The sequence below is a fragment of the Nocardia terrae genome, assembly GCF_009760405.1.
GTDB classification, from domain to species: domain Bacteria; phylum Actinomycetota; class Actinomycetes; order Mycobacteriales; family Mycobacteriaceae; genus Nocardia; species Nocardia terrae.
Genome location: NZ_WRPP01000006.1, coordinates 358,149 through 373,510, shown reverse-complemented (window position 1 = coordinate 373,510; position 15,362 = coordinate 358,149). Strand labels below are relative to the sequence as shown.

Genomic DNA, 15,362 nt, shown 5'->3' with positions numbered 1-15,362 from the left:
TCAGCCTTCGATCTCTCTCACATCGCCGTCCGAAAGCCCGGCAGCTCTGAGGGACGGCGATGCGGCACAGGGTAGCAATGCGTTAGCTAGACCGCAGTGCGAGGAAGGAGATCCGGCTCACTCGAGCGCATGGCCCAATTGAGGAGGGGCAGCGGCGCTCAGCGCAGCGTCACCATCGTCGGGAGGGAGGCGAAGCCGCGGTTGTTGGAGGCGTGGATGCGCTTCGACGCCGCCGTGTCCACCTCGAAATCGGCCACCCGGGACGCGATCTCCCCCAGTGCGGTGCGCAGTTCCAGCAGCGCCAGATTCGAGCCGAGGCAGTGGTGGCGGCCGCTGCCGAACACCAGCGAGTCGGAGGTGTCGCGGTCCAGGTCGAAGGTGTCGGGGTCGGCGAAGACCTCGGGGTCGCGGTTGGCCGCACCGGTGAGCAGCAGAATGCGCGCGTCGGCCGGAATGGCGACGCCGTGCAGCTCGACCGCCTCGGTGGTGGTGCGCAGCTGGGTCTGGGTCGCCGGATCCCAGCGCATGGCCTCGTCGATCCAGTCGTCGATGCGGCCGTCGAGGGCCGCCCGGCGCTGGTCGGGGTGCAGATACGCCGCGTGCCAGGCATTGCCGAAGGTGAGCATGCTGGTTTCGATGCCCGCGCCGACGAGCAGGATCAGCACGCCGACGATCTCCTCGGGGGTCAGCCGGTCGTCGCCGTCGGCGGCGTCGAGCAGCCCGGAGAGCAGATCCTCCTGCCGGGACTTGCTGCGCTCGATGGTGAGCTCGGTGTAGTAGCCGACCAGCGCGCCGATGGCCTGCATGGCCTCGGGCCGCAGATCGGTGGACTCCTCCTCGGTGTACATGATCTCCATGCCGAGCTTGCGCAGCATCTCGCGGTCGCCCTCGGGCACGCCGACGAGTTCGGAGATCACCTCGGTCGGGAACGGCCCGGCAAACTCGGCCATCAGGTCGAAGCTGCCGCGCTCGAGCAGCGGTTCCAGCAGTCCGACCGCGATCTCGCGCAGGCGCGGGGCCAGCGACTGCACCCGGTGCGCGGTGAACGCCCGTGTCACCAGCCCGCGCAGGCGGGTGTGCTTGGGCGGGTCCATGGCCACGAAGGAGAAGAAGCGCTCGGCCTGCGGTCCCCAGAAGGCGGGTTCCATGCGCAGGCCGTTCTTGCTGGAGAAACGCTCGGAATCGCGGAGGGCGGCAAGGACGTCGGCGTGGCGCGAGAGGGCCCAGAAGTCGTCGTCCTCGTTCCGGTAGACCGGGGCCTCGCTACGCAACCTGGCATAGTAAGGGTACGGATCAGCATGGACATCGAAATCGAATGGGCTATAGCGCAACTGCATGACGAACCTTCCGGCAATGCCACGGAGCGGGCGCGGGCATGCCGCTACCGGTCCGCAACTGAAGCTGACAGTTTCAGACCCTAGCCGAAAAGAATTGGGAGCGTAGTGAACTCGGATTCCGCGGCAGACCACCCCGAGGCCACCGAGGCGCGCATCGACACCGGCAAGCCGCACCCGGCCCGCCGGTACGATTACTGGCTGGGCGGCAAGGACAATTTCGCCGCCGATCGCGAGTCCGCCGACGCCGTGGCCGAGGCCTTCCCGACCGTGCAGCTGGCGGCGGTGGAGAACCGCAACTTCCTGCGCCGCGCTACCGCGTACCTGACCGCCGAGGCGGGCATCCGCCAGTTCCTCGATATCGGCAGCGGCCTGCCGACCGCGGGCAATGTGCACGAGATCGCGCAGGGCATCGCCCCGGAGTCGCGCATCGTCTACGTCGACAACGATCCGATCGTGCTGCTACACGCCCGCGACCTGCTCAACAGCGCCCCGGAGGGCCGGACCGCCTTCATCGACGCCGATCTGCGTGAGCCGCAACGCATCCTGGAGCACCCCGATCTACTGGCCACCCTCGACCTGAGCAAGCCGGTCGCGCTCATGGTGGTGGCGGTCATGCACTTCATGACCGACGACAACCACCCCTACGAACTGATCCGGCAGTTGACCGAGCCGCTGGCTCCCGGCAGCTACCTGGTCATGTCCCACGCCACCAGCGACTATCTCGAGGAAGAGGACCTGGCGCGGTCGACCGAGGCCAATCAGCGCAGCGGCGTTCCCTTCCGGCTCCGCACGGGCGCCGAGTTCGCGAAGTTCTTCGACGGATCCACCCTCGTCCCGCCCGGCATCACCGCGGTGACGCTGTGGCGTCCCGAGGAATACCGGCCGCACCCACGCCCGGAGGCGGTCAGCATGCTGGGCGCGGTGGGCCGGATTCCCTGATCCCTTCCTCAGAGCCGCCCGACGTCCTTGAGCACGCGCCGCGTCTGCGCGAAGAGCATGCCGACATTGACCGACTTGCGGCACACCACCACCACGACCACGTCCTCCCGGCTCTCGGTGCGGACGAACAGGTGGGTGAGGTTGTCGCTGTTGACCAGGATCTCCTGGAAGTAGTGCCGCTCCAGGCGGATTCCGCGGCGCTCCTTCCAGATGTTCTCGATCATGACCACGTTCCGGCCCTGGAACAGTTCCAGCGTGGCCGCGGCCAGCAGGTCGAGCACCTCGGACGGATGGTTGTCGACGGTCTCGACCGACAGCAGCATGCCGGTGGACATGTCGATGGCGCCCGCGGCAATGCATTCGGGCACCTCCGACCGCAATACCTTGACCATGTTCGCGATGCGGTCGGTCATGCTGCCCGGTCCGCCGGCTCCGTTCGATGTGTTCATTGGGTCCTCTCTATTCTTCTCGGGGTCAAGATGCGCCGGCCGTGCAACGGTTGGGGCGACCGCGGCGGGAGCATGTCGTTGATGCCGCTGGCGCCGCGGCGTCGGCGCGGCAGCAGCGTGCGAATCAGGTCGTTGCGGCTCGGCTCGAGTGCCGGCGCTTCGGGTTTCACCGGGACGATGGCCAGCAGATCCTCCTCGAGCATCCGGGCCACATCGACGGTGACCGCGTACAGACTGCGGCTCAGCAAGATCGAGATGTCCCGGCAGCTGCGCCGGCCGTTGGCCCACAGCAGGATCTCCCGCCGATGACCACCGTCGGGCCCGCTGAGCAGCACCCGCCCACGCTCGGTGAGCTGCAGGTGGTTGCGATGCGGCGACACCCGGCCGCGGGCGAGGGCGCACAACCGCCGCTCGGTCTCCAGCAACAGCCACCCCGGTTCGACGCCCCGGACCGGCGACGCCGGATCTTCGGGCGGGAGCGAGCCCTCGGGAACGTCCTGCCATAAGCAACCTCCGATCCAGCCCGATGCGATCGCGAAGCAGCCGTCGATCGCGGCCATCATGGCCACGAGATTGAGATCGGCCGCTCCGGCGGAGGTGCGCCCGGGGCGCGCGAGCAATTCGCGTACCCCGGGCGCTCCGGGCGAATCCACCGTGACCACCAGCCCGTGGACGACATGGAGGTCCCCGCCCGGCTCCCCGGTCACCCGCAGCACCCCGGTGCGCGTGGTGACCGCGGCCTGTGCCAATTCCTGGACCAATTCCTTCGCTGATTCACGGCCCAGCGCCAGCAGTCGCCCTGGTCCGGCGACGGCTCCCGTAGTCATGCTCGAACTCCTGGGAAATAGGCATGGCGAAAAGGCGCATCGCAGCCGGAACCGAACCGGATGCGAAAGGTGCACGCCTGGTTGAGATTTCGACGGTGAATCACTCCGAACCGGCTCACCGCGTCGGAGATATCGTGGCAGCCCAGTTGTTTTGGAGCAACGAAATCCGGCGAATTGATTACCTAAGTCCCACGGGTCGCTCGGCCCGACGATCACTGAAACGAGCATCACCAGCGCAAGCGATCCGCAATGCGCGCCAACGGCGGTTAAGCGTGCTTGACGTTCGCATCACGGAAAGATATTGCGGCGCAATATGAACCGTCCGGTCGAATTTCTTTATGAATAATCGCGACAAATAGCGCAATTCGCCAGCGTCAGCAGATCTTCCGCATGCCGGCGCGCCAGCATCGTCGAGGCCGACCGCAGCTGCCGACGGCACTCGGCTCGCGCCCAGGGCTCTCCGCCGGCGCGGGCGATGAACGCGGCCGCGCGCGCGGGCGGCCGGTGCCACAACTCGAACGCGACGCCGATCTCGCGGCCGAAACGGTCCATCTCCGCCACCCCCGCCGCGGATGCTCCCGCGCACAGCGCACCCATGGCGCACGCACAGCCCAGCAGCGGGGCGGACCGGTGCCGCAGGGTTTCCCGGAACTCGTCGAGGCTCGCCACCGGACCGGCCGCCTCGGCGCGGTCACGATGCCGGTTCAGGCAGATCTCGATGACCGCGTCCTCCAGGTGGGCGATGGCACCGAGCCCAGCGGCCGGCGCGGCCGCCAGTGTCCAGACGGCCAAGCCGTGCAGCGCATCCCCGACCAGGACGGCATCCTCGACACCCCACAGCCGCCACACCGTCGGACGGCCGCGGCGCAACTCGTCACCGTCCGTCGCCTCGTCGTGGATCAGCGTGAAGTGGTGGACCAGTTCGACCGCGGCGGCCGCGCGCAGGGCGGCGTCGGTCGGGCCGCCCGCGGCCGCGGCGGCGGCCAGGACCAGCGCGGGCCACCATCCCCCGCCCGTCTCCTCGGCCACGGCAGTGCCCTCGGCATCACACCAGCCCAGGTGATAACCCGCCATGACCCGCAATTCGCCGGGCAGGGTGTCGATCGCGGCCCGCATGAGCGGTCCGGTCCGCCGGCGGGCTCGGCGCAGCAGGTGCGCGGCATGGTCACCGGATCCGATTCCCCCGCCCCGCACGGTGTCCCGACCGTAGAAGGCGGGATCGGCCGCTGTCGACGAACTCATGGCAACCTCCAGTGACTGCTGCGGACTCGTGATCGCGAGGTGTCAGCGCCGGGCCGGTGTCCGCTCGGCATAGCGGCCGGTATGGCTGTGCCAGTAGGCGTTTCCCGCCATATGGTTGCGCAATCGGTCGATATGCGCCGTGACCTCGGCCCGCGCCCGGCCGGGCAGTTCATGATCGGCGAGGAATCCGGGAATCTGCTCGCGCACAATGAATTCGAATTGCCGCGCCCGCTCGTTGGCGAGATCGACGACGATATCGGCGGCGGTCTCACGCGAACAGCCCAGAAAAGACTGGGTGAGATAGACCAGATTGTGCAACTCGCCCTCGTATTCGATTTCCCGCTGATACGAGTAGAGGTCGTTGACGAGTGCCGCGTAATCGTGTGCCGAATTCTCCAGTTGCCGAATGACACTGGAGTCGGCGAGCTCGAGAATTCGTGGCTCGGACACCATCTCGAGCGACTGCGGCACGTCCATCGCACGGAAGAGCGGCCCGCCGGAGGTCAGCCGCCGCAGCTCCAGATAGTCGACAGGATCGGGCATGCGCTGACGAATCTCGTTCTCCAGCACATACTCCCACTCCTCGAAGAGATCGATCAGCGCTGCCCGCAGCCGATCTCGCCCGGCGTCGTCGAGGCCGGGCCCGGAGTCGTGCCACAGGCGGGCCAGACCCAGTTCGAGCGGAGTGCGCGGCGGGGGTGCCGCCTCGGTCAGCTGTAACGGCAGGCGCCGCAACTGATCTCGCCCGGAGATCGGATCGGCCCGGAACACCCGCGCGGCCAGATCATTGGCGTAGGTACCCCAGGCGCACCAGCGTGAGCGCAGCACCAACTCGTCCGCTTCCGCGTCGGGATCGACCATCGCCATCAGCGCGGCGAAGTCGGCGGCGTCCAGCGATTCGGCCGTCCAGCCCACCACCGGATCGAACAGGCCCACCGATGCGGCCCAGCCCGGCAGGTCGGCGCGGGTGGTCTCCAGGTGCGGATTCACGGCGATCACGGGCGGGGTCAGCAGCCCCCGCACCGGCAGCGGCCCGGAGGTGCGCGGCGGTGGCACGTGCTGCTTCAACTGGACGCGCAGCCCCGGGGCGAGCCGAATCGAGGCGGTGCCCAATCCGGTCGGGCCGCGGTCGACGCCGCTGTTCATGTACCGGCTCGAGCGCTGATGCCACTCGTGTCCACCCGCCTGCCAATCCTGCAGGCCCACCGCGTAGCGCGCCACGGCCGACTGCTCGGCCGGGGTGGCCGCGCGCTCGACGAACAGTTGCGGCACATCGACCAGCGCCGTGTCCTCGAACTGCTTCAGCCGCGAGGTGAGCATGTCATTGGTGAGCTCGGCGGCCGACTGGGTGGGCAGGCGCAGAAACCGTTCCAGCACCAGCACCATGTTCGCGTTCTCGCCCTCGACGCGGACCTCACGCTCGTAGGAGAACAGGTCGTTGCGCAGATGCACTGCGTCGGAGAAGGTTTCGCACAGCACCCGCAGCGGACGCTCGGCGGCGAAGCGTTCGGGCACCTCAGCGCCGCAGGCGAACTCCACCAGGTTGGCCGACCAGGGTGCACCGCCCACGCGCCGGCGCATCTCGATGTACTCGATGGGGTTGGCCACCCGGTCGCGCGCGATATTGTCCAGCTCCCAGAGCGATTCGACCATGAGATTGTGGGTGGAGGTCCGCATGCGCCGCCGCCAGCCGGACGACATGACCGGAATGGTGCGGGCCCAGCAGTCGGCCAGCCCCGCCTCCGAGGGGGTCTCGGGTTGCGGTGCGGCGCAGCCGGGTTCACCCATGAACTGTTCCAGCCGCCGCAGATAGCGCGTTGCCTCGGCGCGATTGCGGGTGGCCTTGTACTGCGAGAGGAACCAGTCGTCGAAATAGAAGACCCAGATGTACCACTCGGTCAGCAGCGCCAAAGTCTCGGCGTCGCAGTCGGGATGGGTGTAGGCGCACAGCAGCGCGTAATCCATCCGGTCCAATTTCTCGGCGTCCCATATGGGTTTGCCGTCGACGCCGGGTTCGCCGAGCATGCCGAGGCGGTCGGCCCAGGCCGCGGCGTGCGCACGGGCGTAGGCGTAGTGGGGATTGCGCCGGGCGGGGTGCGGAGAATAGAAGTCGGGCAAGGTGAAGGGCTTCAACTCCGGGGGCCCTTTCGGTCGAACGAACCGGGGCAGAACTCTCACTGCGACAACGTGATCAGCGTCACAATCATGGTAGAGGCCCGTTGCCGTCTCGCCAACACCTCGCAATCCGACCGGACCGACCAGTACATGCCGGACCAGTCCGCGTGGCGCCGACCGAGATAGCCTGGGCGCTGCCCCACCCGACCACCCGCCGCCACACCAGGAGGATCGTCCATGTCGAATCCCGCCCCCGACCGCGCCCCGATCCTGCGGCGCCTGGGCGATCGCGGCCGGGTCCGGGTGATCGTCGCCGGCGGCGGCACAGGCGGCCACACCTACCCGGCGGTGGCGGCGGTGCGCGCGCTGCGGGACCTGGCCGCCGAGGTCGGCGCGGCGGCCGAGGTGCTGTGGGTGGGCGTCCCCGACAGCCTGGAACAGCGGGTGGCGGCCGAGAACGACATCGACTTCACCGGTATCAAGGCCGGAAAGCTACGGCGCGATCGCAATCCGCTCAAGATGCTCAACAAGGACAATGCCCGCGACGCCCTGCGGGTGCCGATCAGCGTCCTCACCGCCCAGGGCCTGGTCGGCAAGTACCGCCCGGACGCGGTGCTGTGCACCGGCGGCTACGTGTGCGCCCCGATCGGCATGGCCGCCGCACTGCGCCGGCGGCCGCTGGTCATCCACGAGCAGACCACCGGCATCGGCAAGGCCAACCTGCTGCTGGCCCGGATGGCCGATCGCATCGCGCTCAGCTCCGAGGCGTCGCTGGCCATACTGCCCGCCCGGGTCCGGGGCCGGGCCCTGGTCACCGGCAACCCGATTCGGCCCGCCCTCACCACCGGCGACGCGGCGGCCGCGGTCAAGGCCCTCGACTGGGACGGCTACACCCCCGGGCTGCCGACCGTCTACATCACCGGCGGCGCGCAGGGCGCGGTGCAGATCAACGATCTGATCGGCGCGCTGATGCCCGAACTCCTCCACTCCGCCAACGTGATTCACCAGTGCGGCCGTCTGTCCTACGACAAGGTCCGCGCCCTCGCCGCCACCCTGCCCGAGGACGTGCGCGGCCGATACCTGGTGCGCGAGTTCATCGGATCGGAACTGCCCGACGTGCTGGCGCTGACCGATGTGGTGGTATCCCGTTCCGGCGCGGGCACTCTCGCCGAACTCACCACCCTCGGCAAGCCCTCGGTGCTGATCCCCTACCCGCACTCGGTGGGCGGCGAGCAGATCCGCAATGCCCGCATCCTGGCCGATCACAATGCCGCCCGCGCCCTCATCGGCGCGGACGCCACGGTCGAGAATCTGCGCACCGCGCTGACCGAGCTGCTCACCGAATCCGAGACCCGCACAGCCGTTTCCGCCGCCGCGCGGGCGCTGGGCCACCCGGCGGCCGCCGAGGAACTCGCCCTGACGGTGCTGGATCTGGCGACCCGATAATTCCCGGCGCGATTCGGGATAAATCACACATGCCAATCTCAGGCTGACTGAGTAAGGTCAGAGGTGTCAGCAAGTCCCCGGCAATTTGTCCGGGGCCTGCGATACACAGAGATTGGAGATGCCATGCAAATCCAGGTCTTCGCCGACAAGCACGTCGGTGGTGGCGCGATCGCCCAGGAAGCAACCGACTCCATCGCTTCGATTCTGGATCGATTCGCTGATCATCTCACCCGGGTCGAGGCCCACATCACCGATGTGAACGGCCACAAGGGTGGATCCGAGGACAAGAAGTGTTCGCTGGAGGCGCGGCCCAAGGGCCAGCCGCCGGTCGCGGTCACCCACAAGGCCGAGACAGCCGAAGAGGCGTATCTCGGAGCCGCGGAAAGCATGGCTCACCTACTCGACAGCAAATTCGGCAGACTGCATCACGCCAAGGGCGGCGAGACCATCCGCCATTTGGTGGCGGACTGAGTTGAACAACTCTCGTAGCTCGCGGCCGCACCTCCCAAGGCCGTGGGCAAGCCCCTGAAATCCCGACGAGAGGGTCACTAAGGAAGTAGCCCGAGGCGGCGTGCTCGCACGACCGCCTCGTGGCGATTATGTGCGCCGAGCTTGGTCATGGCGCTTCGCAAGTAACTCTTCACCGTCTCCGGCCCCACCGAGAGTCGTTGCGCCGTTTCGAGATTCGTACATCCGAGCGCGACGTGGGCGAGCACGTCCAGCTCTCGCGGCGCGAGCGAGACCGCATCATCGGCCGCCGCGACCCCCGAGACCAGACGCGCGAGCTTCTCGGTCACGTCCCGTAATCGCGAGCGCGCCGAGGCGTCCGACACCGACTGGGTGATCCCCCGCAGCTCCGCGTGCAGATCCCGAAGCTGTTCGGTCACAACCGTATTGGCGCTCGCCATCGCGTCCCGCGCGAAGGACAGCCGCAGCCGCCGGTCCACCTCGTCGCGGATCGCCAGCTCGGTGGCCAGCCGCCGCCCGGCCTGCACCATCTCGTCGGCGACCCGGTCGCCGATCACCCCGGAATCCCGGTTGGCCACATAGATCACCGCGCGCGCCTCGCCCTTCACCACCACCGGCACCGCCACCACCGCACGCAGCCCCTCGCCGAGCACCGGGGCGTCGTAGTGGTGGGTGATGGTCGAGGCCGAGCGATAGTCGGCCACCGAGCGCGGCTTGCCGGTCGCCACCGCGGACCCGCCCAGCCCCGAACTCGGCGCGACCGCCAGCCCGCGCATGCCGTTGGTGCGGGTGCCCACGAACTCGCTCAGCACCAGCGTGCCCGCGTGCACCTCACCCCCGAAGACGACCGGCAGCTTGGACAGGGCGGCGAGACCGCGCAGCTCAGCGCGCAGAGCGTCACCGTCGCTCGGGCGCAGCAGCCCGTCGGAGGCGGAGTTCATCGGGCAGCCCCTTTCGGGGGTGGCACGGGGTTGATGTGACGTAGATCCTACTGATGTGAGCGAGAGCACAGCGAGCTATGCCTCGGGGGTGTGGGACGCACCCCTGCTGGGCGACACCATCGGGGCGAATCTGGACCGGACCGCGGCCGCGCATCCCGAGCGCGACGCCCTGATCGACTACACCACCGGCATCCGCTGGACCTACCGGGAGTTCACCGCCGAGGTGGACGCGCTGGCGCTGGGCCTGCTGGCCTCCGGCATCGGCAAGGGCGACCGGGTGGGCATCTGGGCGCCGAACTGCCCGCAGTGGACGCTCACCCAGTACGCGACGGCCAAGATCGGCGCGATCCTGGTCAACATCAATCCGGCCTACCGCTCGCACGAACTGCGATATGTGCTGCGCCAGGCCGGAATTCGGCTGCTGGTGGCGGCCCCGGCGTTCAAGACCTCCGATTACGCGGCCATGATCGACGAGGTGCGGCCGGAGTGCCCGGAACTCGAGCAGGTGGTGCTGCTCGACGGCCCGAACTGGCGGGACCTGTTCTCGACCGGCCGGGCCGCCGACCCGGACCTGCTGGCGACCGCGCAGTCGGCGCTGTCCACCGACGATCCGATCAATATCCAATACACATCGGGCACAACGGGTTTCCCCAAGGGTGCGACGCTGAGCCACCACAATATCCTCAACAACGGATACTTCGTGGGTGAGCTGTGCGGCTACACCGAGCAGGACCGCATCTGCATCCCGGTCCCCTTCTACCACTGCTTCGGCATGGTGATGGGCAATCTGGCCGCCACCAGTCACGGTGCCGCCATGGTCATTCCGGGCCCGGCCTTCGAGCCGCGCGCCACCCTGGAGGCGGTCGCGGCCGAGCGCTGCACCTCGCTGTACGGGGTGCCGACCATGTTCATCGCCGAGCTGGCCGATCCGGACTTCGAGACCTACGACCTGTCCTCGCTGCGCACCGGCATCATGGCGGGCTCGCCGTGCCCGACCGAGATCATGAAACAGGTCATCGAGCGCATGGGCATGCGCGAGGTGAGCATCTGCTACGGAATGACCGAGACCTCCCCGGTCTCCACCCAGACCCGCCGCGACGATTCGCTGGTGCAGCGCACCGCCACCGTCGGCCGCGCCGGGCCGCATATCGAGGTGAAGATTGTCGACCCGGTTTCCGGGGTAACCGTCCCCCGTGGCGAACCCGGTGAACTGTGCACCCGCGGCTATTCGGTCATGCTCGGCTACTGGGGCGAGCCGGAGAAGACCGCCGAGGCCATAGACGCCGCGCGCTGGATGCACACCGGCGATCTGGCGACCATGGACGCCGACGGCTATGTCGCCATCACCGGCCGCATCAAGGACATGGTCATCCGGGGCGGGGAGAACATCTACCCCCGCGAGATCGAGGAGTTCCTCTACACCCACCCCGACATCCTCGATGCCCAGGTGATCGGCGTGCCCGACGCCAAGTACGGCGAGGAGCTGATGGCCTGGATCCGGATGCGGGCGGGCGCAACACCTTTGACCGCCGAGCTGCTGCGCGAGTACTGCACCGGCAAGCTCGCCCATTTCAAGATCCCCCGCTACGTGCACCTGGTCGAGGAGTTCCCGATGACGGTGACCGGCAAGATCCGCAAGGTCGAGATGCGCGAGATCGCCGCTCGGCTGATCGAGGAGAGCAAATGAGCACAGCATCGCAGAGCGATTCCCGCAGGGGTGGTGGCGGGGCGACGGGTCGGGCGAATACCGAGGTTTACCGCGCCGCCCGCGACGAACTGCTGGCGTATGCCACCGACTACGCGGCGGCCGCGCGCGATTTCGAATGGCCTCGGCTGACCGGCCGATTCAACTGGGCCACAGACTGGTTCGACGTCATCGCCGAGGGCAACGACCGTCCGGCGCTCTGGATCGTCGAGGAGGACGGCTCGGAGCAGCGGGTCAGTTTCGCCGAGATGGCCGCCCGCTCGGATCGGGTCGCCAGCTGGCTGCACACCCTCGGGGTCGGCAAGGGCGATCGGGTCATGCTGATGCTGGGCAATCAGGTCGAACTCTGGGAGTCCATGCTGGCGGTGGCCAAGCTGGGCGCGGTCATCATGCCCACCACCGGCGCCCTGGGTCCCGCCGACCTGACCGACCGGATCGAGCGCGGCGGAGCGCGTTTCGTCATCGCCAACAGCCTCGACACCGGCAAGTTCGACGAGGTGGCGGGTGACTACACCCGCATCGTGGTGGGTGACGCGGCGCCGGGCTGGCACAGCTACACGGCCGCGGCGACCACCCCCTCGGCCGGGCCTTTCCGCGCGATCACCGAGGTGACCGATCCCTTGCTGGTCTATTTCACCTCCGGCACCACCAGCAAGCCGAAGATGGTGGAACACTCCCAGATCAGTTATCCGGTCGGTCATTTGAGCACCATGTACTGGATCGGTGTGCGCCCCGGCGACGTACACCTGGCCATCAGCGCGCCCGGCTGGGCCAAGCACGCCTGGAGTTGCTTCTTCGCCCCGTGGCTGGCCGAGGCGACCGTATTCGTCTACAACTACGCGCGTTTCGACGCCGCCGCGCTGCTCGATCAGCTGCGCCGCGCCGAGGTGAACACGTTCTGTGCGCCACCCACGGTGTGGCGCATGCTGATTCAGGCAGATCTGGGCGAGCGACCAAACGGCCTGCGCGAAATCCTGGGCGCGGGTGAGCCTTTGAACCCGGACGTCATCGCCCAGGTGGAGAAGGCGTGGGGGTTGACCATCCGCGACGGCTTCGGCCAGACGGAAACCACGCTGCAGGTGGGCAATACGCCCGGTCAGCCGCTCAAGCCCGGTTCCATGGGCCGACCCGCGCCGGGCGTGCCCGTCGTGCTGGTGGATCCGATCAGCGGAAAGCCCGCCGACGAAGGCGAGATCTGCTTGGATCTGACTGCGGCGCCGGTGAATCTGATGACGGGTTACCTCGGCGACCCCGCACGCAACGCCGCGGTGATGGAGGGTGGCTACTACCACACCGGCGATGTGGCCGCGCGGGATTCCGACGGTTACATCACCTATATCGGCCGCACCGACGACGTTTTCAAATCCTCGGACTACAAGGTCTCCCCCTTCGAGCTGGAGAGCGTGCTCATCGAGCATCCGGCCGTGGTCGAGGCCGCCGTGGTTCCGCAGCCGGACGACACGCGCCTCGCGGTGCCCAAGGCGTATGTCTCGCTGGCGGCAGGATGGGAACCGAACCGCGAAACCGCCCGTGCCATCCTCGAATACGCCCGCGATCACCTGGCTCCCTATCTCCGTGTCCGCCGTCTGGAATTCACGGATCTACCGAAGACGATCTCCGGCAAGATCCGCCGCGTCGACCTGCGCCGCCGTGAGGAGCAGGCGCACGCGGCCGGCGAAACCCTCTCTACCGAGTACCGCTACGAGGACGTTCTGAACGACACCACCCGCTGAATCCGCACCGCCCCAATGCCGCTACGACAGATCGGAGCTCCCGTGCCCCACACCGTGGAAACCGCGACCGCCTACGTCATCGCCGCCCTGGAGGCCAAGGGCACGGCGAGCCGCGAGGACTTCGATATCCCCGGGATCGTCACGACCACCCACGGCCTCACGCAGACCTGGGATTTCCACGCGATCGACCGCCAACGGTTCTGGGGCATAGCGGCAACATTCCTGCGAGCCTGATAACAAGCCTTAAGCGGGCTGGCTCACACTTCGGCGAATTCCCGGTTTCCGGCCGGGAATTCCCCGCACCATGGGGATATGCACACCTCCGACTCCGTGCTGCTGCCACGATTCGTCCTGGCGCGTGCCGCTGCCGCAGGTCTGGACCCCACCCGGCTGGCGCGGGCGGCCGGCATACCGGGCTGGCTGCTGGCCGACGGCGACGCCCGGGTATCCAGTGACTACTTCCCCAGGTTGTGGGAGTTGCTGGAACACGAACTCGACGACCCGGATACGACCCTGCGAGCCACCGGAAGCTACCGGCTCGGCGAATTCGGGTTGATCGACTATCTGATCTCCACCGCCGATACCGTCGGCGGGGGCTTCGGCGTGCTGAGCCCGTATGTGGGCTCGGTGTCCACCAACTACCGGATCGAACTCGGCGAGCAGACCGAGACCGAGTCGACCTTCGACATCTATCTGGTCAACGCCGAGGGGCGCGCCCGCGATCTGGCGGTGCAGATGGCGCTGGTCACCCTGGTCTCGCGGATGCGTCAACTGACCGGTCAATCCATGGACCCGGTTCGCATCGGACTGCGGGAGCGCGCGCCGCGCCGCCTGGACGCCTTTACCGACCAGTTCGGCACGGCCCGGCTGGATTTCGGCGTCCCGATCGACCGCATCACCTATCGCACGGTCGACTTCGACCGTCCCCAGATCACCGCCGATCCGCTGCTGGCGGCCGTGCTGCGCCGCCACGCCGCCACCATGCCACCGCCGCCCCCGCGCACCACCGAATGGCCCGACCGGGTGGCGAGCGTGCTGGCCGAGGTCCTTGACTCCTCCGAGGCGCTGCTCGACCAGGTGGCCCGCCGCCTCTACACCAGCCCCCGCACCCTGCAGCGGCGGCTGGCCGAGTCCGGCACCACCTGGCGGCTCGAGGTGGACCGGGCGCGTAAACGCCATGTGGAGCAACTCGACTCGTCCCCGCCGGGCGGCGTGGACCACTGAACGCGCCCACCGGCGAGTTCGGAACCGATCGGCAGGAGGGGCGGCAATGAACGGATCGGACAGCGTCTTATTGGCCCGTTTCGTGCTCACCCGCGCGCGGGCCGCGGGGCTCGATCCCGTGGAGCTGGCGCGGGCGGCGGGAATCGGGTCCGACGCGCTGGACGGGGACCCGGGAAGCATTCCGGGGCAGTGTTATCCGCGACTGTGGGAACTGTTCGAACGGCGGATGGAATCGCCGCACGTGGGTCTGCTGGCGGCCGAACGGTACGGAATGGGGGAACTGGGGATGATGGACTATCTGCTCGCCACCGCGCCGACCTTCGGCGAAGGTTTGCGGGCCGCGGGGGATTTCGGGGCGCGGCTGACCAACAGTCGCAGCATGCGGGTGGTCGCCGAGACGGATCGGGATCTCACACTGGCCGCGGACACCGGCGCCGAGGGCCGCGGCTCCGAACTGGCGGCGCAGGCGACCTTCGCCTATCTGACCGCACGGGCCCGGCTCGGCTCGGGAACGCCGGTCACGCCGCGGGTGGTCACCCTCCGGCAGCGCGCACCGCGCCACCATGCGCCGATCACCGAGTTCTTCGGCACCGCGACAGTGGAATTCGGGGCCGACGCCGATCTGCTGATCCTGCGTCGCGCCGACGTCGACCTGCCGCAGCACACCGCGAATCCGGGCCTGGCCGAGGTGCTGCGCCGGGGTGCGGCGACGACCGTGCTGCCCGCCCCGCCGGCGCGCGCCTGGGTGGATCTGGTTGTCACGGAGTTCGATTCACTGCCACTCGATCACGAGGCGCTGGAATCGATCTCCCTCGAGGACATGGCGTGGCGACTGCGGATCAGCCCGCGGACCCTGCAGCGCCGGCTGGCGGCCGCGGGGACCAGCTGGAGCCGGGAGCTGGCGAGCGCCCGGCGCCGGGCCGCGTGGTGATGGGC

The 15,362-nt window shown here is 68.3% G+C and carries 14 protein-coding genes; 8 read left to right on the top strand and 6 right to left on the bottom strand.

What is annotated here, in order from left to right:
- Positions 1-158 precede the first annotated feature (158 nt).
- Positions 159-1,271 carry a cytochrome P450 gene (locus tag GPX89_RS29640; RefSeq protein ID WP_235948319.1) on the bottom strand — a complete coding sequence of 371 codons (1,113 nt, stop codon included), beginning with the start codon at positions 1,269-1,271 and terminating at the stop codon, positions 159-161.
- 171 nt (positions 1,272-1,442) lie between these two features.
- Between GPX89_RS29640 and GPX89_RS29635 the strand changes: the two genes are divergently transcribed.
- Positions 1,443-2,276: an SAM-dependent methyltransferase gene (locus GPX89_RS29635; RefSeq protein WP_328602439.1), complete on the top strand. Its 834-nt coding sequence runs from the start codon at positions 1,443-1,445 to the stop codon at positions 2,274-2,276.
- 8 nt (positions 2,277-2,284) lie between these two features.
- Here the strand turns inward: GPX89_RS29635 and GPX89_RS29630 are convergent, their stop codons facing one another.
- The 4 genes from GPX89_RS29630 to GPX89_RS29615 all read right to left on the bottom strand — a co-directional run bounded on the left by GPX89_RS29630 (position 2,285) and on the right by GPX89_RS29615 (position 6,927).
- Positions 2,285-2,725: a hypothetical protein gene (locus GPX89_RS29630; RefSeq protein WP_157390974.1), complete on the bottom strand. Its 441-nt coding sequence runs from the start codon at positions 2,723-2,725 to the stop codon at positions 2,285-2,287.
- Entirely contained in the window at positions 2,722-3,552 is an 831-nt protein-coding gene (locus tag GPX89_RS29625; protein ID WP_157390973.1) for a hypothetical protein, read from the bottom strand. Before GPX89_RS29625 ends, GPX89_RS29630 begins: the two co-directional genes overlap by 4 nt.
- Before the next feature lie 336 nt (positions 3,553-3,888).
- Positions 3,889-4,794, bottom strand: coding sequence for a polyprenyl synthetase family protein (locus GPX89_RS29620; protein ID WP_157390972.1), 906 nt, complete (start codon positions 4,792-4,794; stop codon positions 3,889-3,891).
- Positions 4,795-4,836: 42 nt separating this feature from the next.
- Positions 4,837-6,927 (bottom strand): terpene synthase family protein, encoded by a 2,091-nt coding sequence (locus GPX89_RS29615; protein ID WP_157390971.1) that lies wholly within the window; start codon positions 6,925-6,927, stop codon positions 4,837-4,839.
- Between the two features lie 219 nt (positions 6,928-7,146).
- On the opposite strand from GPX89_RS29615, the gene GPX89_RS29610 reads away from it, so the two are divergent.
- Both GPX89_RS29610 and GPX89_RS29605 read left to right on the top strand, forming a co-directional pair.
- On the top strand, positions 7,147-8,355 hold the full coding sequence (locus tag GPX89_RS29610) for a UDP-N-acetylglucosamine--N-acetylmuramyl-(pentapeptide) pyrophosphoryl-undecaprenol N-acetylglucosamine transferase (protein ID WP_157390970.1): 1,209 nt from the start codon (positions 7,147-7,149) through the stop codon (positions 8,353-8,355).
- Between the two features lie 123 nt (positions 8,356-8,478).
- Positions 8,479-8,826, top strand: a complete 348-nt coding sequence (locus GPX89_RS29605; RefSeq protein WP_157390969.1) for a ribosomal subunit interface protein — start codon at positions 8,479-8,481, stop codon at positions 8,824-8,826.
- A 77-nt stretch (positions 8,827-8,903) separates the two neighbouring features.
- Here the strand turns inward: GPX89_RS29605 and GPX89_RS29600 are convergent, their stop codons facing one another.
- Positions 8,904-9,764 carry a helix-turn-helix transcriptional regulator gene (locus GPX89_RS29600; RefSeq protein WP_157390968.1) on the bottom strand — a complete coding sequence of 287 codons (861 nt, stop codon included), beginning with the start codon at positions 9,762-9,764 and terminating at the stop codon, positions 8,904-8,906.
- A gap of 55 nt (positions 9,765-9,819) precedes the next feature.
- On the opposite strand from GPX89_RS29600, the gene GPX89_RS29595 reads away from it, so the two are divergent.
- The 5 genes from GPX89_RS29595 (at position 9,820) to GPX89_RS29575 (ending at position 15,357) form a co-directional block, all read left to right on the top strand.
- A complete protein-coding gene (locus GPX89_RS29595; protein ID WP_328602438.1) occupies positions 9,820-11,451 on the top strand; it encodes an AMP-binding protein in 1,632 nt (543 codons plus the stop codon).
- Complete coding sequence (locus tag GPX89_RS29590; RefSeq protein ID WP_157390967.1) at positions 11,448-13,202, top strand: AMP-binding protein; 1,755 nt, start codon at positions 11,448-11,450, stop codon at positions 13,200-13,202. Before GPX89_RS29595 ends, GPX89_RS29590 begins: the two co-directional genes overlap by 4 nt.
- A gap of 42 nt (positions 13,203-13,244) precedes the next feature.
- Positions 13,245-13,436: a hypothetical protein gene (locus GPX89_RS29585; RefSeq protein WP_235948531.1), complete on the top strand. Its 192-nt coding sequence runs from the start codon at positions 13,245-13,247 to the stop codon at positions 13,434-13,436.
- 78 nt (positions 13,437-13,514) lie between these two features.
- Positions 13,515-14,426, top strand: a complete 912-nt coding sequence (locus GPX89_RS29580) for an AraC family transcriptional regulator ligand-binding domain-containing protein (RefSeq protein WP_157390965.1) — start codon at positions 13,515-13,517, stop codon at positions 14,424-14,426.
- A gap of 46 nt (positions 14,427-14,472) precedes the next feature.
- On the top strand, positions 14,473-15,357 hold the full coding sequence (locus tag GPX89_RS29575) for an AraC family transcriptional regulator ligand-binding domain-containing protein (protein WP_198347649.1): 885 nt from the start codon (positions 14,473-14,475) through the stop codon (positions 15,355-15,357).
- Positions 15,358-15,362 lie beyond the last annotated feature (5 nt).